Source organism: Bradyrhizobium sp. 23, assembly GCF_023073295.1.
GTDB classification, from domain to species: domain Bacteria; phylum Pseudomonadota; class Alphaproteobacteria; order Rhizobiales; family Xanthobacteraceae; genus Bradyrhizobium; species Bradyrhizobium canariense_D.
Map to the genome: position 1 here is coordinate 84,686 of NZ_JADPJF010000032.1, position 215 is coordinate 84,900.

The following is a 215-nucleotide window of genomic DNA, read 5'->3' on the forward strand; positions in this document are numbered from 1 at the left end:
CGATGAGGATTTCTCTCGTCATGGCTTCGCACTCCCCTGCGCGTCCGCACCGCCGCTGAAGACGCGACTCGCCAGGACGTCCATGGGATCGATCGTTTCGAGGTCGGCGATATCGAGCATGCGGTCGAGATCGGACACCAGCCGATCGGCCTGCCGCAGGCGGATGCGGTCGACGGCGTTGCGGATCGAGCGCGCATTGGAGAAGAACGGCTGGG

1 pseudogene is annotated in these 215 nt (G+C 65.1%); it reads right to left on the bottom strand.

Annotated elements, in window-relative coordinates:
• Positions 1-18 precede the first annotated feature (18 nt).
• Positions 19-215: pseudogene (locus tag IVB32_RS04635) on the bottom strand (CbbX protein); the annotation flags it as partial.